Raw genomic sequence first — 15,005 nt, 5'->3', positions numbered from 1 at the left:
GGACATGGCAATCATCGAAGTCAACGGGGTGCGCAAGACGTACGCGGGCCGTGACGTGGTCGACGGCGTCTCCTTCTCCGTCGACGAGGGGGAGATCTTCGGCATCCTCGGCCCCAACGGGGCGGGCAAGACCACCACCGTCGAATGCGTGGAGGGCCTGCGCATCCCCGACGCGGGCACGGTCCGGGTCGCCGGGCTCGACCCCGTCGCCGACCACGACCGGGTGACGCACCTGCTCGGGGCCCAGCTCCAGGAGAGCGAGCTCCAGGCCAAACTGACCGTACGGGAGGCGCTGGAGCTCTACACCGCCTTCTACCCGGCCCCCGCCGACTGGCGCCCGCTCGCGGACCGGCTCGGTCTGGCGGACCGGCTCACCACCCGCTTCGCCCAGCTCTCCGGCGGCCAGAAACAGCGCCTGTTCATCGCGCTCGCCCTGATCGGCAACCCGAAGGTCGTCGTGCTCGACGAGCTGACCACCGGCCTCGACCCACGCGCCCGCCGCGACACCTGGAAGCTCATCGAGGAGGTCCGTGACAGCGGGGTGACCGTGCTGCTCGTCACCCACTTCATGGAGGAGGCCCAGCGGCTCTGCGACCGGATCGCCGTCATCGACCGGGGCAGGGTCGTCGCCCTGGACACCCCGTCCGGGCTGATCCGGCGGTCCACCGGATCCACCGTCGTCTCCTTCGTCCCCTCCCGCACCCCGACCGGACCCGAGCTGAGCCGGCTCGCCGCACTGCCGGGCGTCGCGTCGCTGACCCCGCCCGACGCCGCGGGCGTCCTCGTCCTGCACGCCACCGACGACACCGTCACCCCGCTCATCTCCCTGCTCGCCGAACTCGGCGTCACCGCCCAGCGGCTGCGGATCACCGAGACCAGCCTCGACGAAGCCTTCCTCGACCTCACCGAAAACGACCTCACCGGACACGACCTCACCGGACAGGACGCCTGACATGACCCCCGTACCGACCCCGGCATCGACCCCGGCATCGACCCCGGAAACGACCCCGGCATCGACCCCGGCATCGACCCCGGCCCGTGCGCCGGAGGCGACCGCGCCCGCCCGCCGGCGCAGCCCCATGGCGGCCGTCCTGATCGCCGAGACCCGGCTCTTCCTCCGCGAGCCGAGCAGCCTCTTCTGGATTCTCGCCTTCCCCTCCGTCCTCCTGGCGATCCTCGGATTCGTCCCGGCCCTCAAGGAACCCGAGGAGGGCCTCGGCGGACGGCGCGTCATCGACCTCTACGTCCCCATCTCCGTCCTGCTCGCCATGATCATGGCCGGGCTCCAGGCGATGCCCCCGGTCCTCACCGCCTACCGCGAACGCGGCATCCTGCGCCGCATGTCCACCACTCCGGTACGGCCCTCGGCCCTCCTCGCCGCCCAGATCACGCTGCACGGCGTGGCCGCCCTCGGCTCGGCGCTGCTGGTGATCGCGGTGGGCCGCCTCGCCTACGGGGTCCCGCTCCCCGGACAGCTGCCCGGCTACGCCCTGGCCCTGCTGCTCGCGGTCGCCACCGTGCTGGCCATGGGCGCGACGATCTGCGCCCTGTCCCGTACGACGAAGGCGGCCACCGCCGTCGGCTCGGTCGCCTACCTCGCGATGATGTTCACCGCCGGGGTCTGGGTGCCCGTGCAGGCGATGCCCGGCACCCTGAGCCGCATCGTGGAGATCACCCCGTTCGGCGCCGCCTCCCAGGCCCTGAACGAGGCCGCCTACGGCCAGTGGCCGAGCTGGACCCACCTGGGGATCGTCGCGCTGTGGACCGTGGCGCTGGGCTTCACGGCCGGTCGTGTCTTCCGGTGGCAGTGACGGCGAGGAAGGCCCCGCACCGTAGGCACCGGACGTGACGGGCGGCGGCCGGCCGGGGGAGACTGCGCGCATGACGCAGCCGCCCCGCTCCCCGTACCCGTCCGGTGCGACGGGTCCCCGTACGGTCGAGCAGCGCTGGGTGCAGTTCTACCGGTACGGGCCCTATGCCGTCCTCACCCTGTCCACCGCCCTTTCGGCCGTCGCCGCCGGCCGGCTGATGACCGCCGGCGAGGTGTACGTGGCCGGGGTCCTGGTCGTGGCCGGGTACGGGCTCCAGCTCTGGTGGGGCGGGATCCGCCCGGGTACCGCGCAGGGCGCCCCCGCCGGGGTGGCCTACTACGTTCTGCGGTTCGTCCTGTCCTTCGCCCTCTCCTGGCTCAACCCGTTCTTCGCGATCTACGCGTGCCTCGGCTACTTCGACGTCGAACCCCTGCTCCCCAAGCGCTTCGTCCGCGTCGGGCTGCTCGCCACCGCCGTCACCCTGGCCGGCTCGCAGAGCGGCGGCCTGCCGCCCGCCTCCCCGCTGAACTGGGTCGCCTTCGGGGCGCTGTACCTCCTCAACGCCTCCCTCACCCTCTTCTTCTGGCACGTCGGGATGCGGGAGGAGGAGAAGGCCCGGATCCAGGTCGCGACCATCGCCGAGCTGGAGCGCACCAACATCCGGCTGGAGGAGGCGATGGCGGAGAACGCGGCCCTGCACGCCCAGCTCCTGGTCCAGGCCCGGGAGGCCGGGGTCGACGACGAGCGGCGCCGGCTCGCCGCCGAGATCCACGACACCCTCGCCCAGGGCCTCACCGGGATCATCGCCCAGCTCCAGGTCGTCACCTCCGTCTCGGACCGCGATCCGGAGACCGCCCGCGTCCACCTGGAGCGGGCCGCCGCGCTCGCCCGCCACAGCCTCGGCGAGGCCCGCCGCTCCGTGCACAACCTGGCCCCCGCCGCGCTGGACCACGACGAACTGGCCGGGGCGCTGGAGAAGACGGTCGCCGGCTGGGCCGAGCAGCACCGCGTCCGGGCCGACTTCACCGTCACCGGCACCGCCGAACCGGTCCACGACGAGATCGCCGCCACCCTGCTGCGCATCGCGGGCGAGGCGCTGGCGAATGCCGGGCGGCACGCCGGGGCCTCACGGGTCGGGGTGACGCTGTCCTTCATGGACGACGAACTGACCCTGGACGTACGGGACGACGGGTGCGGCTTCGACCCCGCTGCGACCGCCCCGGCCGGGCGCGCCGGAGGCTTCGGGCTCGGCGGCATGCGGGCCCGCGCGGAACGCATCGCGGGCGCGGTCGAGGTGGAGTCGGAACCGGGCGGCGGCACGGCGGTCTCGGCCAGGGTCCCGCTGGTCAGGCACCCGTGAACCCTCGTGCCGGTGCCCCTGGCCAGGCACCCGTGAGCCCCCGTACGGTGCCGTCATGACCGAGACCCCCGCCCGCACCATCAGCCTCGTCGTCGTCGACGACCACCCGGTCGTCCGCGACGGACTGCGCGGCATGTTCGCCGCCGCCCCCGGCTTCGAGGTGCTCGGCGAGGCGGCGGACGGCGTGGCCGCGCTCGCGGTCGTCGAGCGGCTCGACCCCGACGTCGTCCTGATGGACCTGCGGATGCCCGGCGGCGGGGGAGTGGCGGCCATCGCCGAGCTGACCCGGCGCGGCGCGCGCTCGCAGGTCCTGGTGCTGACCACGTACGACACCGACTCCGACACCCTGCCCGCGATCGAGGCGGGCGCGACCGGCTACCTCCTCAAGGACGCCCCGCGCGAGGAGCTGTTCGCGGCCGTCCGGGCCGCCGCCGACGGGCGCAGCGTCCTGTCGCCCGCCGTCGCCTCCCGGCTGATGAACAAGGTCCGCACCCCCGCCGCCGCCGACCCCGCCCAGGCCGCCCTGTCGGCCCGCGAGCGCGAGGTGCTCATCCTGGTGGCGCGGGGCACGACGAACCGGGAGATCGCCGCCGAACTGTTCATCAGCGAGGCGACGGTGAAGACCCACCTCACCCACATCTTCGCCAAGCTGGGCGCCAAGGACCGGGCCGCGGCCGTCGCCGTCGGCTACGACCGGGGCATCCTCGGCTGACCGCAGACCTCCCCTCCCTTCCCCTCCCTTCCCTACTCCGCCACCCTCAGCAGCAGCACCGAGCGGGCCGGGACCATCACCTCCGTACCTCCGTCGATGACCGTCCCCGGGGCCTCGGCCTGGTCCTCCCGGGAGGTGTCCAGGACCAGTTCGTAGGCGTCCGCCCACGGCGCTCCCGGAAGGGCGAAGGCGACCGGCTCCGCGCCCGCGTGCAGCACCGCCAGGAAGCTGTCGTCGGTGACCGGCTCGCCCCGGGCGTCCCGTCCCGGGATGTCCCGGCCCGAGAGGTACAGCCCGAGCGTGGCGGCGGGGGCGTACCAGTCGCCCTCCGTCATCTCCCGGCCGTCCCGGGCGAACCACGCCAGGTCCCGCAGCCCGTCCGGGGCCTGCGCCCGGCCCGAGAAGAACGCGCGGCGCCGCAGCACCGGATGGGTCCGGCGCAGCGTCAGCACCCGGGCCGTCAGCTCGGTCAGCTCCCGCCACTCCGGCTGCTCAAGGAGTGACCAGTCCACCCAGCCGGTCTCGTTGTCCTGGCAGTAGGCGTTGTTGTTGCCGCCCTGCGTCCGGCCCATCTCGTCGCCCGCCACCAGCATCGGCACCCCGGTGGACAGCAACAGCGTGGTCAGCAGGTTACGGAGCTGGCGGCGGCGCAACGCGTTGATCTCCGGGTCGTCGCTCTCGCCCTCCGCCCCGCAGTTCCACGCCCGGTTGTCGCTCGTCCCGTCCCGGTTGCCCTCCCCGTTGGCCTCGTTGTGCTTCTGCTCGTAACTGACCAGGTCGCGCAGGGTGAAGCCGTCGTGCGCGGTGACGAAGTTGACCGAGGCGTACGGCCGCCGGCCGCCCCAGGCGTACAGATCGCTGGAGCCGGTCAGCCGGTAGCCGATGTCCCGTACGTCGGGGAGCGCGCCGCGCCAGAAGTCCCGTACGGCGTCGCGGTAGCGGTCGTTCCACTCGGTCCACAGCGGTGGGAAGGCGCCCACCTGGTAGCCGCCGTTGCCGACGTCCCACGGCTCGGCGATCAGCTTGACCCGGCGCAGCACCGGGTCCTGGGCGATCACCGCGAGGAACGGCGAGAGCATGTCGACGTCGTGCATCGAGCGGGCCAGCGCCGCCGCCAGGTCGAAGCGGAAGCCGTCGACGCCCATCTCGGTGACCCAGTAGCGCAGCGAGTCGGTGATGAGCCGCAGCACCTGGGGCTGGACGACATGCAGGGTGTTGCCGCAGCCGGTGTAGTCGGCGTAGCGGCGCGGGTCGCCCTCGAGCCGGTAGTAGCCCCGGTTGTCGATGCCGCGCAGCGACAGCATCGGTCCCAGCTCGCCCGCCTCCGCCGTGTGGTTGTAGACGACGTCGAGGATCACCTCGATCCCGGCGTCGTGCAGCGCGTGCACCATCCGCTTGAACTCGCCGACCTGGCCGCCCGCCGTGCCGGAGGCGGAGTAGCCGGCGTGCGGGGCGAAGTAGCCGATGGAGTTGTAGCCCCAGTGGTTGTGCAGCCCGCGCCGCAGCAGATGGTCCTCGTGGGCGAACTGGTGCACCGGGAGCAGCTCGACGGCGGTCACCCCGAGCCGGGTGAGGTGCTCGATCGCGGCCGGGTGCGCGAGACCGGCGTAGGTGCCGCGCAGCTCGGGAGGGATGTCCGGGTGGAGCTGGGTGAAGCCGCGCACGTGCAGTTCGTAGATGACGGAGTCGGCCCACGGGGTCTTGGGGCGGCGGTCCTCCACCCAGTCGTCGTCATCGTGGACGACCACGCCCTTGGGCACGAAGGGCGCCGAGTCCCGGTCGTCGCGCACGGTGTCGGCGACATGCTGGTCCGGCCAGTCGCGGACATGCCCGTAGACCTCCGGCGGCAGGGTGAAGGTCCCGTCGACCGCACGGGCGTACGGGTCGAGCAGCAGCTTCGCCGCGTTCCAGCGGGCCCCCGTCCACGGGTCCCAGCGGCCGTGCACCCGGTAGCCGTACCGCTGACCGGGCCGCACCCCGGGGACGAAGCCGTGCCAGATCTCATGGGTCAGCTCGGTCAGCGGGCAGCGGGTCTCGACGCCCCGCTCGTCGAACAGGCACAGCTCGACCGCCTCGGCCCCGCCCGCCCACAGCGCGAAGTTCGTCCCCGCCACCCCGTCCGGCCCGACCCGGAAGCGGGCCCCCAGCGGCATCGGGGCCCCGGGCCACACGGCGGGGGCGGCCGCCCCCGACCGGGCGGCGTCGGCGCGCTGCACCTGGGCGACCTCCGCCCGCACGGCGACCACCACGTCCGGCACCGGCACCGGCTCCTGACCCCGCACCGGCTCCTGTACTGCCTCCTGCTCGGCTGCGCTCGACACCGTGTAGCCTCCCGCGGCTCGTGGGACGGGCACCTACGAGGGGGCGCGCGGCGTCCCGGCCGCGGCCTCTCTCGCAGGAGTCCTCCCCTCTGTTCTGCCCACCGGGCGGCCCGCACTCACGTTTCCCCCGACCGGCCCTGGTCGTTGGGGGAGCGTGAACCACACAGCGAAGAGCGCACGGGCCGGCTCGGCCGCCGTGCTGACATGGGCAGGACTGCTGACCGTGCTGGCCCTTCTGACCGGCTGCACCGACACCCGGGAGGCCCTGCTCAACGGCAAGGCGCGATCGCCCGGCGACGCGATCAGCGTCTTCCCCGAGAACGGCGCCAAGGACGTCGACGAGGAGACCCGGATCGCGGTGAAGGTCCCCGACGGGCGGCTGGAGAGCGTGAAGGTCATGCGGATCGAGGACGCGCAGCAGCAGACGGTGGCGGGGCGCATCGCCGATGACGGGCGCTCCTGGGCCCCGGAGCCCAAGGTGGCCCGGCTCGCCCTCGCCGCGAAGTACAGCATCGACGCGGTGGCCGTGGACGGACAGGGGCGGCGCTCCGCCCGGCACGCCACGTTCACCACGCTCGTCCCCGAGCACCGTTTCATCGGCTACTTCAAACCGGAGAACCGGTCCACCGTCGGCACCGGCATGATCGTCTCCTTCTCCTTCAACCGGCCCATCGCCGACCGGGCGGCGGTGGAGAAGGCCATCCGGGTGACGTCCGATCCGGTGGTGGAGGTCGCCGGCCACTGGTTCGGCAAGGACCGGCTCGACTTCCGTCCGAAGACGTACTGGAAGCCCGGCACCGAGGTCACCGTCGACATCGGACTGCGGGACGTCGAGGGCGCCCCGGGGGTCTACGGCAGCCAGGACAAGACCGTCGTCTTCACGGTCGGCCGCTCCCAGGTCTCCCGGGTCGACGCGGAGGCCAAGACGATGGAGGTGCGCCGCGACGGAGAGCTTGTGGATACGGTCCCGATCACCGCGGGCGCCCCGAAGACGACCACGTACAACGGGAGGATGGTGGTCTCCGAGATGCACGAGGTGACCCGGATGAACGGGGCGACCGTCGGATTCACGGACAAGAAGGGCAAGGGCGAGTACGACATCAAGGACGTACCGCACGCGATCCGGCTCACCGAGTCCGGCACCTTCCTGCACGGCAACTACTGGGCCGACGAGTCCGTCTTCGGCGAGGAGAACATCAGTCACGGCTGCATCGGGCTGCGCGACGCCAAGGGCGGCAGCGGCGCCACCCCCGGCGGCTGGTTCTTCGACCGGACCCTGATCGGCGACGTCGTCGAGGTGGTCAACTCCAAGGACAAAAAGGTCGCACCGGACAACGGGCTCAGCGGCTGGAACCTCGGCTGGAAGAAGTGGAAGGCCGGTTCCGCCCTGCGCTGAGGCTCCCGGCCGCCCCCGGGACCCGATGGTCCCCCCGCTCGGCCCCGGCACCCCGCGCCACCTGCGCAGCTCTCCGGACCACTTGGGACGGAACGGTGACATTCCGGAGGGAGTTCACCCCGCCCGCGATGTGATTATCTTGCGGCGGCGCGCATGTTCGGCGCGCGGGGGTGCGGGCCATGGCGGGACCAGGCCGTGCGAGGGGAGACGACCACAGTGAACGGGCAGCCGATATCGGGGGCATCGGCCGGGGCGAGCGGGAAGCGGCGCGGCGGACCGGGGCTTCTGGCCCTGGTTCTGGGAGCACTGCTGTTGCTGGTGACGGCGTGCGGCGGCAGTGCCGACGCAGGGGACAAGAACAAGCCGGCGGGCGGCAGCGCCAAGAAGGAGGACACGACCGCCTCGCAGGCGGTCGTGACCATCGCGCCGAAGGACGGTGCGGAGTCCGTGGCGACCAGCGGCGCGCTGAAGATCGGCGCCTCGCAGGGCAAGCTGACCACGGTGAAGGTCGCCGACCCCAAGGGCAACGAGGTCGCGGGCGAGATCGCGGCCGACGGCGCGAGCTGGGCGCCGGAGCGGCACCTCGCCGCCGCCACCAAGTACACGGTGCACGCGGTCGCCAAGGACGCCGAGGGCCGTGAGTCGGCGAAGGACACCACCTTCACCACCCTCGTCCCGGCGAACACCTTCATCGGGCAGTACACGCCGGAGGACGGCTCCACGGTCGGGGTCGGCATGCCGGTCTCCATCAACTTCACCCGGGGCATCACCGACCCGGACGCGGTGGAGCGGGCGATCAAGGTGACGGCCGAGCCGGCCGTCGAGATCGAGGGCCACTGGTTCGGCAACGACCGCCTCGACTTCCGCCCGGAGAAGTACTGGGCAGCGGGCACCAAGGTGACCGTCGAGCTCAACCTCGACGGCGTCGAGGGCCGGCCGGGCGTCTACGGCAAGCAGACCAGGACGGTGAAGTTCACCATCGGCCGCAGCCAGGTCTCCACGGTCGACGCGAGCGCGAAGCGGATGAAGGTGGTCCGCGACGGCAAGCAGATCAAGGACATCCCGATCTCCGCGGGCGCCCCGGCGACGACCACGTACAACGGCCAGATGGTCATCAGCGAGAAGCTCAAGGTGACCCGGATGAACGGCGACACCGTCGGCTTCGGTGGCGAGTACGACATCAAGGACGTGCCGCACGCCATGCGGCTGTCCACCTCGGGCACCTTCCTGCACGGCAACTACTGGGGCGCGTCCTCCATCTTCGGCACCACCAACACCAGCCACGGCTGTGTCGGTCTGCGCGATGTGCGCGGCGGCTACGACAACCAGACGCCGGCGGCGTGGTTCTACAACAAGTCGATGATCGGCGATGTGGTCATCGTGAAGAACTCGAAGGACAAGCAGATCGCCCCTGACAACGGCCTCAACGGCTGGAACATGGACTGGGAGGAGTGGAAGAAGTAAGGCTTCCTCCACTCCGCGCGGCGTGCGTGTGAGCGGGCCCGGTGCTGTGACCAACGGCACCGGGCCCGCCCGCGTTAGCGGTGGTTAACCTCTTGGCATGACTGTGACTCTCGAAGTACGCGACGGTGTCGGCACGATCCAGCTGGACCGGCCGCCCATGAACGCCCTGGACGTGGCGATCCAGGACCGGCTGCGCGAGCTGGCCGAGGAGGCGACCCGGCGCGAGGACGTGCGCGCCGTGATCCTCTACGGCGGCGAGAAGGTGTTCGCGGCGGGCGCGGACATCAAGGAGATGCAGGCGATGGACCACACCGCGATGGTGCTCCGGTCCAAGGGCCTCCAGGACGCCTTCACCGCCGTCGCCCGCATCCCCAAGCCGGTCGCCGCCGCCGTCACCGGCTACGCGCTCGGCGGCGGCTGCGAGCTGGCGCTCTGCGCCGACTTCCGGATCGCCGGGGACAACGCCAAGCTCGGCCAGCCGGAGATCCTCCTCGGCCTGATCCCCGGCGCGGGCGGCACCCAGCGCCTCGCCCGCCTGATCGGCCCCTCCCGGGCCAAGGACCTCATCTTCACCGGCCGCATGGTCAAGGCGGAGGAGGCCCTGACGCTGGGCCTGGTCGACCGGGTGGTCCCGGCCGCCGAGGTCTACGAGCAGGCGCACGCCTGGGCCGCCAAGCTGGCCAAGGGGCCCGCGCTGGCGCTCCGCGCGGCCAAGGAGTCGATCGACGCCGGACTGGAGACGGACCTCGACACCGGGCTCACCATCGAGCGGAACTGGTTCGCCGGCCTGTTCGCCACCGAGGACCGCGAGCGGGGCATGCGCAGCTTCGTCGAGGAGGGCCCGGGTAAGGCGACGTTCGGCTGATCGGTAGTCAGAACGGGTGGCCCGGTAGTCGGGTCGGGCGGTCCCGTGCGGGGAGTTCATCCGTCAGGGCGGATTATCCGGGCCTTAAGGCAACCTTAAGGCCCGGTGTCGCCATCGGCCGGGCAACCCTCGTCGGGCCGGGCATCGCCGCAGCTCAGCCGGGCCGTTCGGGGCACTCGTTTGCCAGGGGCATATGCCAAAAGCCTTCTGCGGAACGGGTTGTTCCGGGGTGCGGATTCCCGCGGAACGGCCCCGGAGGCCGATCCGTGCGGCCATGATGGTGGGCATGGCGGGCTTGGAGGGTGTGGATCAGCCGCGACCGCGCAGCAGCGCGACCGCGGCACGCTGGACGTCGACCATGGATGACGAACAGGCGTTCAAGGCGGTGGAGTTGTTCGGAAATCCGACCGAGGGGGAAGTCCGGCTGCCGTCCCGTCCGGAGTCGGCGGCGACGGCCCGTCGGCTCACCTCCTGCGTCGTGCTCCGCCAGTGGGCCCTCTCGCCGCAGACCGCGGAGTACGCGGTGCTCCTCGTCTCCGAGCTGGTCGGCAACGCGGTGCGCCACACCGGGGCCCGGGTCTTCGGGTTACGCATGGTGCGCCGCCGGGGCTGGATCCGTATCGAGGTGCGTGATCCCTCGCGCGGACTGCCGTGTCTGATGCCGGTGCGCGAGATGGACATCAGCGGCCGGGGGCTCTTCCTCGTCGACAAGCTCTCCGACCGCTGGGGCGTGGATCTGCTGCCGCGCGGCAAGACCACCTGGTTCGAGATGCGGATCTCCGACCGCTGATACGCCCGGGAAGCCCCGGTCAATACGCAGAAGCCCCCGGTCGGCCGGGGTGCGGCGCTGCGGGGGCTTCTGACGGGGGCCGTGAAATGGGGGGTGTGTTCACGGCCGCTCTTGACGACCTGGCCCGGGTCAATGGGGGTCGTGGCACCGACTATGGCAGACGGGCGACCCCGGTGCCAAAGCGGCTTATCTGGATATTTTTGTATCAATCGGGCATTTGGCGGTTGAATCGTAGGTGTGCTCGGTCACTTGCCTGGTATTTCATGCATTCTTATGGCGACCGGTGAATGATTCATTGATCATCTGTTGAACTGCTAAATCGCCTCATTTCGTCCATTCCGCCTCTACTGTGTCCCGGGGACCGGTGGCATCCGTGGAGCGTGAGGTGGTCGGGCATGGACGGACGCAGGGCCGCGATGGGCCGCCGCGAAGCGCTGGGCGCCGGGGCGGGGGTGCTGGCCGCCGCCCTCGCCGTCGGATGCGCCCGGAGCGATGGGGCGGCGGGTGAAGCCGTCGGACGCGCTGAGCCCACCGGGTCCGCCGTGCCGGAGGCGGGTCAGGGGGCTCCGGCCGCCCCGCGCCGCTTCCCCGGGCTGCCCTTCCGGATCGCGCACGGCCCCCGCGACCGGCCCCGCGTCGCCCTCACCTTCGACGGGCGGGGCGACCCCCGCCTGGCCCGTACCGCACTCGCCCGGTGCGAACAGGCCGGGGCGCGCGTCACGGTGCTCGCGGTCGGCACCTGGCTCGCCGAACACCCCGGCCTGGCCCGCCGGATCCTCGACGGGGGCCACGAGATCGGCAACCACACCGAGCACCACCTCGACCTCGCGGCCCTCGACGAGCGCGCCGCGTACGAGGAGATCACCGCCTGCGCCCGGCGGCTGCGCCGGCTCACCGGATCCATCGGCACCTGGTTCCGCCCCTCACCCACCGCGTACGCCTCCCCGCTCGTCCAGCGCCTCGCCCAGCGGGCCGGCTACCCCCATGTCCTCGGCTGCGACGTGGAGTCGCTCGACCACGCGGCGACCCGCGTCGCCGCCGTCACCCGGAAGGTCGCCGGGGAGCTCCGCAACGGATCGGTGGTGGAGCTGAGCCTCGGCCGTCCGGTCACCGCCGACGCGCTGCCGCTGCTCCTCGCCGAGATCGGCCGGCGCGGGCTGCACGCCGTGACCGCCACGGAGTTGATGGACCGACCGGCCGACGGCGTCACCCGGACGGCCCGATAATCTGACCCTGACATCCGGCATCACGAAGGGGCGGAACTGTGGCGGACATCGAGTCGGCGCGGACGGCATTCGAGCGGTTCGACCAGAACGGCGACGGCCTCATCACGGCCAACGAGTACAAGAGCGCCATGGCCCAGCTGGGCGACCCCTTCGTCACCGAGACGGTGGCGCAGGCGATCATCAACGCCCACGACGCCAACGGTGACGGCCTGCTCACCTTCGACGAGTTCTGGGCCTCGCAGAACAAGGGCTGAGCCGGTCCCGTCGGCTGAGCCGGTCCCGGTCGGCGGCCGGTCCCGCGTCGTCGGGACCGGCCGGCCGGTCGGCCGACGTGATCCGAACGAAGGGCCGATGCCCGAGGACCCGATGCCCGGAGGGCCCCCTTCCGGGTGTCTTCCGGCCGTCGCGCCCACCGTGCGCGGCTTGCTGTGTCTTTGTCCACCGGCGAGGATCGGGCCGTGATGTTCTCCGGACCCCCCGCCGACCCGGCCGCGCCCGGCACAGCCCCCGCGCCGGCCGGGCCCGGGACACCCCCTGCCCCGGCCGCACCGGTGCGGCCGGGCGACGCGCCGGCCGCAGCAGTGCCGACCGGCGACGCGCCGGAGATGTCCGGGCCGCCCGCCGGACGCTCCTGGACCACCCCTCTCCTGCTCGGCGCCGCAGGCGTCCTCGCACTCCTCATGGCGCTGTTCGGCCCCGGCCTCCTGGCACGCGGCACCGGGGAGCTCCGGATACCCGGCGCGGGGCTCACCACCGTGCTCCGCACCGTCCTGTTCGCCGCCCTCGCCCTCCACCTGGGCGAACTCCTCGGCCCGCAGCTCGTCCGGCCCGTCCGGGGCCGCCCCCGTACCGCCGTACGGAGCTGGGCGGCCGCCGCCTCGGTCGCCGGGGCGGCCGCAGCGGCCGGGCAGATCGTCCGGCTCGCCGCCGTCAGCGACCTCGGGATCACCGAGACCTACGGCACCCGTGAGGGCGGCCTGCTCCTCCTCATCGCCAACGGCCTGGTCGTCGCCGCCCTCTGCGCCGCGAGCAAGCGCCCGGCCCTCGCCCTCGCCCCGCTCGCCGTCGTCATCGGCGCGGAGGCCCTGCGCGCGCATCCGGAGGCGTACAGCCCCGAGTTCGGCGCCGCCCTCACCGTCGTCCATCTGACCGCCGCGTCGCTGTGGACCGGCGGCCTGCTGTACGTCCTGCGCACCATGTGGCTCTGGCGCGGCTCACCCGTCGCGGCCCGCGCGCTCCTCGGCCGGTACGCACGCCTGGCGATCTGGCTGTACGTCGCCCTCGCCGCCACCGGCACGGTCTCGGCCCTGCGCCGGCTGCCGCTGGACGTGGTGTTCAGCTCCGCCTACGGGCGCACCCTGCTGGTCAAGCTGGCGCTGATGGCCGTGGTCAGCGTGCTGGCGGTGGCGGCCCGGCGGCGGATGCTCCGGGATGCCGACCCGGCGGTCGCGCACCTGCTGGCCCGCCGCGAACAGGTCGTGCTGGGTCTGGTCGTGGTGGTCTCGGCGGTCCTCACCGTCGTCCCCGACCCGCACTGGATCTCGCTCCGGCCCTAAAGGTTGTTGCGGTACGGTTCCCAGCCGCGCAGCTCGTCGTCGCGCGGGGCCAGGACGAGGGCCGGAGCTCCCGGGCCGAAGACCGTCACGGGCCGCCGCGCGTCCCACGACGGCCACCCCGGGTCCCCGTCCCTCGCGAAGTCCACCCACGCCCGGTGCATCGCGTCCGCCAGGTCCTGCGGGGCGTCGGGGCCGGTCAGGGCCCTCGTGTCGGGGTGGGCGAGCGTGTCGAAGACGAAGCCCAGCTCCAGCGCGTGACAGGCACCCAGCCGCTGTACGGGGGTGGGCCAGCCGAACTCGTACACATACGTGGAGCCCGGTGCGTCCGTCCGGGCGTCGGCCAGCCGGTTGAGCGGGACGCGCAGCAGCAGGTCCGTCGCGAGCGCGCCGAGCAGCTCGCCGGGGGTGGCGTCCGGCCGGTTGGCCCGGTAGACCCGGGCGGTGGCGTTCGGCACCTTGAACTTCAACAGGGCCAGACGGAGCTTCAGCCGGCTGATCCGCTCGGTCAGCCCGCCGGGCACGAACCAGAGCCGGTACTCCTCGGTGTTCGTCCCCATCAGCAGGTCGATCCCGGCGGACGCACCCGCGTGCAGCGCCGCCACCGGGTCATGGGGCAGCAGGTCGCCGTCCACGACCGCCTGGAAGGAGTTGCGGCCGGTCAACGGGTTTCCGCCGCTCGTCACCTCGGTCTGCGCGGTCAGTAGCGCCTCCGGGTCCACGGCGGCCAGCGCGGCCGCTGTCGCGGGCACCCCGAGCCGCTTCGCGATCAGCTCGGTCGTGCCGCGCGCGGCGGCCGGGGGCAGTGCGGCGGGCGCCCCGCTCTGGAGCACCGCCCGCCGGAACAGCCCCGCCGACCGGGGTGCGGCCAGCAGAGCGGCGATGCTGACCGCCCCCGCCGACTCCCCGGCCACCGTCACCCGGTCCGGGTCGCCGCCGAACGCCGCGATGTTGTCGCGCACCCACTCCAGGGCGGCCAGCTGGTCCAGCAGTCCCCGGTTGGCGGGCGCGTCCGGGAAGACGCCGAAGCCCTCGACGCCCAGGCGGTAGTTGACGGAGACGAGGACCACCCCGTCCCGGGCGAACGCGGACCCGTCGTACACCGGCACCGCCGAGGAGCCGTGCACCAGCGAGCCCCCGTGGATCCACACCAGGACGGGGAGCCCGGCGCCCTCGGTGGACGGCGTCCACACGTTGAGGTTCAGCCAGTCGTCGCCCGGCACCGCCGGGTCCGGCAGCAGCCGGTCCAGCGGCGGGGCGTACGGCCGCTTGGGGGCCGTCGGACCGTACGCGAACACATCGCGCACGCCCTCCCACGGCTCCGGCGGCCCGGGCGCGCGGAACCTTCGCGGGCCCACCGGCGGAGCCGCGTACGGGATGCCGCGGAAGACCGCGACGCCCCGCTCCACCGCACCGCGCACGGTGCCGTGCGCGGTCCTCGCCGACGGGGGAGTCCCCGTCACGATGTCCGACATGATGCGTGCCAACCTCTCTCGCGGTGAGACGT

Annotated in this window: 13 protein-coding genes; 11 read left to right on the top strand and 2 right to left on the bottom strand. The window is 72.6% G+C overall.

Annotated elements, in window-relative coordinates; translation table 11 throughout:
- Positions 1 to 4 precede the first annotated feature (4 nt).
- The 4 genes from ACIQPT_RS29100 (at position 5) to ACIQPT_RS29085 (ending at position 3,883) form a co-directional block, all read left to right on the top strand.
- Entirely contained in the window at positions 5 to 952 is a 948-nt protein-coding gene (locus ACIQPT_RS29100) for an ABC transporter ATP-binding protein (RefSeq protein ID WP_401160087.1), read from the top strand.
- A gap of 1 nt (position 953) precedes the next feature.
- Positions 954 to 1,811 (top strand): ABC transporter permease, encoded by an 858-nt coding sequence (locus ACIQPT_RS29095; protein ID WP_401160085.1) that lies wholly within the window; start codon positions 954 to 956, stop codon positions 1,809 to 1,811.
- Positions 1,812 to 1,881: 70 nt separating this feature from the next.
- A complete protein-coding gene (locus ACIQPT_RS29090; protein WP_401160083.1) occupies positions 1,882 to 3,171 on the top strand; it encodes a sensor histidine kinase in 1,290 nt (429 codons plus the stop codon).
- Between the two features lie 55 nt (positions 3,172 to 3,226).
- On the top strand, positions 3,227 to 3,883 hold the full coding sequence (locus ACIQPT_RS29085) for a response regulator (protein WP_401160082.1): 657 nt from the start codon (positions 3,227 to 3,229) through the stop codon (positions 3,881 to 3,883).
- A gap of 32 nt (positions 3,884 to 3,915) precedes the next feature.
- Here the strand turns inward: ACIQPT_RS29085 and glgX are convergent, their stop codons facing one another.
- Positions 3,916 to 6,204 (bottom strand): glycogen debranching protein GlgX, encoded by a 2,289-nt coding sequence (glgX, locus tag ACIQPT_RS29080; RefSeq protein ID WP_401160080.1) that lies wholly within the window; start codon positions 6,202 to 6,204, stop codon positions 3,916 to 3,918.
- Between the two features lie 154 nt (positions 6,205 to 6,358).
- Between glgX and ACIQPT_RS29075 the strand changes: the two genes are divergently transcribed.
- The 7 genes from ACIQPT_RS29075 (at position 6,359) to ACIQPT_RS29045 (ending at position 13,501) form a co-directional block, all read left to right on the top strand.
- On the top strand, positions 6,359 to 7,600 hold the full coding sequence (locus ACIQPT_RS29075; RefSeq protein ID WP_401160078.1) for an Ig-like domain-containing protein: 1,242 nt from the start codon (positions 6,359 to 6,361) through the stop codon (positions 7,598 to 7,600).
- A 216-nt stretch (positions 7,601 to 7,816) separates the two neighbouring features.
- The gene (locus ACIQPT_RS29070; RefSeq protein WP_401160076.1) at positions 7,817 to 9,064 is read left to right on the top strand and encodes an Ig-like domain-containing protein; all 1,248 of its coding nucleotides are present in this window, start codon (positions 7,817 to 7,819) and stop codon (positions 9,062 to 9,064) included.
- 97 nt (positions 9,065 to 9,161) lie between these two features.
- On the top strand, positions 9,162 to 9,929 hold the full coding sequence (locus ACIQPT_RS29065; RefSeq protein WP_401160074.1) for an enoyl-CoA hydratase/isomerase family protein: 768 nt from the start codon (positions 9,162 to 9,164) through the stop codon (positions 9,927 to 9,929).
- Between the two features lie 274 nt (positions 9,930 to 10,203).
- Entirely contained in the window at positions 10,204 to 10,719 is a 516-nt protein-coding gene (locus ACIQPT_RS29060) for an ATP-binding protein (protein ID WP_401160073.1), read from the top strand.
- Between the two features lie 395 nt (positions 10,720 to 11,114).
- Entirely contained in the window at positions 11,115 to 11,945 is an 831-nt protein-coding gene (locus ACIQPT_RS29055; protein WP_401160071.1) for a polysaccharide deacetylase family protein, read from the top strand.
- A 38-nt stretch (positions 11,946 to 11,983) separates the two neighbouring features.
- The gene (locus ACIQPT_RS29050) at positions 11,984 to 12,199 is read left to right on the top strand and encodes an EF-hand domain-containing protein (protein ID WP_401160069.1); all 216 of its coding nucleotides are present in this window, start codon (positions 11,984 to 11,986) and stop codon (positions 12,197 to 12,199) included.
- 207 nt (positions 12,200 to 12,406) lie between these two features.
- Positions 12,407 to 13,501: a CopD family protein gene (locus ACIQPT_RS29045; RefSeq protein ID WP_401160067.1), complete on the top strand. Its 1,095-nt coding sequence runs from the start codon at positions 12,407 to 12,409 to the stop codon at positions 13,499 to 13,501.
- Here the strand turns inward: ACIQPT_RS29045 and ACIQPT_RS29040 are convergent.
- Positions 13,498 to 14,973 carry a carboxylesterase/lipase family protein gene (locus ACIQPT_RS29040; RefSeq protein WP_401160065.1) on the bottom strand — a complete coding sequence of 492 codons (1,476 nt, stop codon included), beginning with the start codon at positions 14,971 to 14,973 and terminating at the stop codon, positions 13,498 to 13,500. The two genes, ACIQPT_RS29045 and ACIQPT_RS29040, sit on opposite strands and share 4 nt — an antisense overlap.
- Positions 14,974 to 15,005: the final 32 nt, after the last annotated feature.

The sequence above is a fragment of the Streptomyces sp. NPDC091289 genome (assembly GCF_044757365.1).
Taxonomy (GTDB): Bacteria; Actinomycetota; Actinomycetes; order Streptomycetales; family Streptomycetaceae; genus Streptomyces.
Note: the sequence above shows the minus strand (reverse complement) of the source record. Positions and strands in the feature narration are given on the sequence as shown.

Excerpts from the sequence above, each read along its gene's own strand:
- ACIQPT_RS29065 (WP_401160074.1), top strand. The coding sequence starts at position 9,162 with ATGACTGTGACTCTCGAAGTACGCGACGGTGTCGGCACGATCCAGCTG.
- ACIQPT_RS29095 (WP_401160085.1), top strand. The coding sequence starts at position 954 with ATGACCCCCGTACCGACCCCGGCATCGACCCCGGCATCGACCCCGGAA.
- ACIQPT_RS29060 (WP_401160073.1), top strand. The coding sequence starts at position 10,204 with ATGATGGTGGGCATGGCGGGCTTGGAGGGTGTGGATCAGCCGCGACCG.
- ACIQPT_RS29055 (WP_401160071.1), top strand. The coding sequence starts at position 11,115 with ATGGACGGACGCAGGGCCGCGATGGGCCGCCGCGAAGCGCTGGGCGCC.
- ACIQPT_RS29090 (WP_401160083.1), top strand. The coding sequence starts at position 1,882 with ATGACGCAGCCGCCCCGCTCCCCGTACCCGTCCGGTGCGACGGGTCCC.
- ACIQPT_RS29040 (WP_401160065.1), bottom strand. The coding sequence starts at position 14,973 with ATGTCGGACATCGTGACGGGGACTCCCCCGTCGGCGAGGACCGCGCAC.
- ACIQPT_RS29100 (WP_401160087.1), top strand. The coding sequence starts at position 5 with ATGGCAATCATCGAAGTCAACGGGGTGCGCAAGACGTACGCGGGCCGT.
- ACIQPT_RS29045 (WP_401160067.1), top strand. The coding sequence starts at position 12,407 with ATGTTCTCCGGACCCCCCGCCGACCCGGCCGCGCCCGGCACAGCCCCC.
- ACIQPT_RS29085 (WP_401160082.1), top strand. The coding sequence starts at position 3,227 with ATGACCGAGACCCCCGCCCGCACCATCAGCCTCGTCGTCGTCGACGAC.